General features: G+C 38.6%; 3 protein-coding genes and 2 pseudogenes. All 5 read left to right on the forward strand.

Features of this window, described 5'->3' with window-relative positions; translation table 11 throughout:
• Nucleotides 1-15 precede the first annotated feature (15 nt).
• Nucleotides 16-216: a helix-turn-helix transcriptional regulator gene (locus tag ACFINK_RS09150; protein WP_007347209.1), complete on the forward strand. Its 201-nt coding sequence runs from the start codon at nt 16-18 to the stop codon at nt 214-216.
• A gap of 98 nt (nt 217-314) precedes the next feature.
• A pseudogene (locus ACFINK_RS09155) lies at nt 315-1,016 on the forward strand (DUF7146 domain-containing protein); the annotation flags it as partial.
• Nucleotides 1,017-1,127: 111 nt separating this feature from the next.
• Entirely contained in the window at nt 1,128-1,418 is a 291-nt protein-coding gene (locus tag ACFINK_RS09160; protein WP_375610963.1) for a CopG family ribbon-helix-helix protein, read from the forward strand.
• Nucleotides 1,415-1,687 (forward strand): type II toxin-antitoxin system RelE/ParE family toxin, encoded by a 273-nt coding sequence (locus ACFINK_RS09165; protein ID WP_375610964.1) that lies wholly within the window; start codon nt 1,415-1,417, stop codon nt 1,685-1,687. Before ACFINK_RS09160 ends, ACFINK_RS09165 begins: the two co-directional genes overlap by 4 nt.
• Nucleotides 1,688-1,856: 169 nt before the next feature.
• Nucleotides 1,857-2,622 (forward strand): annotated as a pseudogene (locus ACFINK_RS09170) (DUF3987 domain-containing protein); the annotation flags it as partial.

Raw genomic sequence — 2,622 nt, forward strand, 5'->3', positions numbered from 1 at the left:
TGAAAGGATTTTAGAATGACAGAAAATGATATTCTTTTAACAGACCGTGAAAGTGCAAAATTGCTTCATATGAGTGTATCAACATTCCGCCGTCATGTTACCAATGGCTCTCTCCCAAAACCTTTAAAATTTGGTTTTTTATCGCGTTGGTTACAATCAGATCTTTTGAATGTCATCGAGCAAGCAAAACAGCAACGTCAAAGTGACGCGGCATAAAAAAAACCTTGTCACATAAGGACGGACAAGGCTTTCTCAAACTCATCAATCTAGAGATAGCACAATCCGTCCTATGACGCAACGTTATAGGATTTAAAATGATGTGTTCTTTTAAGAATGCGCAAGGTATCACACGTGCCTTGCGTGGTACTTGGCATGGGCGTTATGGAACAGCCCGTTGCCCTGCTCATGATGATAGGCTGCCTAGCTTATCCCTTGCCAATGGACATGATGGGCGTCTTTTACTCACTTGTTATGCTGGCTGCTCTTTTAGAGAGATCATACAAGCGCTTATTAGAATTGGCTTGCTTGGAAAACAAGCCTTTTTTGATAAAGCTTATGATCAGACGCTCTCTTTCTCCAAACAGTTTTGTGCTGATCTCAAACGAGCAAAACAGAAAGCAGAGAGAGCAAAAGCAATTTGGCAACAAAGCCAACCAATCAAAAATACTTTAGCAGAAACCTATTTACGTATGCGGGGTATTACATGTGATTTGCCTCCCGATTTACGTTTTCACGACAAATGTTCGCACCCCTCTGGGGTTACACTGCCCGCGTTGGTTGCTCTTGTTAAGGGTGCTGGCTCCTTTGCCATTCATAGAACCTTTTTACAAGCCAATGGCTGCAAAACAGATCAAAAACCAGCAAAAGCCATGTTAGGGTCTGTTATGGGTGGTGCTGTGCATTTAAGTCAAGCCAATCCAAAACATCTGGTCATTTGTGAGGGCATTGAAACCGGTCTAGCTCTACTGTCTGGGTTGTTAACAGAGCCCGTTGATTTATGGGCGTCCCTTTCAACCCTATGAAAATGCAAAATAGATATAAAATATCTATTCTAATAGTACCTATTGAAGAAACAGTAAAAATACATTACATTAGAACTACTTTGTAACACATTAAGTGGTCGTAAAATGGCTGAGACAACATTTACCTTTCGCGTCGATGATGTATTAAAAAATGAATTTTCCAAAGCAGCAAAGGCGTGTGATAGATCTGGTGCACAATTATTGCGCGATTATATGCGCGATATCGTAAAAGAACAAAAAGAAAAAAGTGCATACGATTTATGGTTTCGGGAACAAGTTCAATTAGGGATAAATTCTGCTAATGCAAGTGATATAATGTCTTCTGAAGAAATCGAAGCAGAAGCAAAAGAATGGCGCTTAAAGACACAAAGTAAACTAGATAGATCAACTTTATGAAGCTAATTTGGACACAAGTAGCACACGTTGACCGCAAAAAGATACGTGAATACATATCACAAGATAATCCTTCCGCTGCCTTAAAGTTTGATCAACTTTTATCTGAAAAAGTAGAAAAACTTGTTAAATTTCCTACCCTTGGTCGTTTAGGACGAATTGTAAATACACGTGAACTTATTGTACATCCAAATTATATCATGATTTATGATATTTCAAATGGCGTTGTGCGTATTTTACGTGTGCTCCATACAAAGAAAAAATTTCCTTAATCAACTGTATTTTTATTTATTTTGTAATTGAAGAAAATTATTTTCTACAATACTGCGCTCCGTATCAGTAAATAATGATAAATTATTATTTTTCTAATATTGCGAATATGATTGCATAATGCACTTTGCACACCGCTTAGTTTCTACTCGTAAAAATGAAGATGACACTATTGTCAATGATGTGTCTGTTGAAAAGCTTGGGGAACTCTTAAAAGAAAACCCCCGTGGTCTCTTAATGGTGCGTGATGAATTGGCTGGCTTTTTAGCCAATCTAGAAAGAAAGGAATATCAATCAGACCGCGCCTTTTATTTAACAGCTTTTAATGGCGATGATCAATTTACTTATGACCGTATAGAGCGTGGAACCATTTTTATCCCTTATGTCACTTTATCCATGATTGGAGGCATTCAACCTTCACGCATTATTCCGCTCATTCAAGCCATACACCGTGGAATAAACGATGACGGTTTATTGCAACGCTTTCAAATGATTGTCTGGCCCGATGACAATAAAGAGTGGCAATTGGTTGATAAACCGCCCAATCAAGAGGTCTGGCAAAAGTATGAAGGGGTATTTCGCTCTTTTCGTGATAAACGCTTAGGTTCTCCCGAACAACCACTGATTATGCGTTTTTCTCCTAAAGCACAAGTGAAGTTTTATGAATGGTTCGAGCATCTTCATAAAGAGGCAAAAGGAGGTACTCACTCAGAAAGCTTACAATCGCATCTTTTAAAAATGCCAAAGACCATAGCAAGCCTTGCGTTAATTTTTGAACTTCTTGATAGTGGTGGTTTAGAAATTGGTCTCTATGCCATTACAACAGCCTTGCGTTGGGAAAAATATCTGTTAAGTCATGTCAAAAGACTTTATGCGGCGGGGGATACATTAACAGCAGAGCGTGCAAAATTAATTGTTGAACGCTGTGATTGTTTAC

It is taken from the genome of Bartonella sp. AA16NXGY, from assembly GCF_042197325.1.
In the GTDB taxonomy this organism is placed as follows: Bacteria; Pseudomonadota; Alphaproteobacteria; order Rhizobiales; family Rhizobiaceae; genus Bartonella.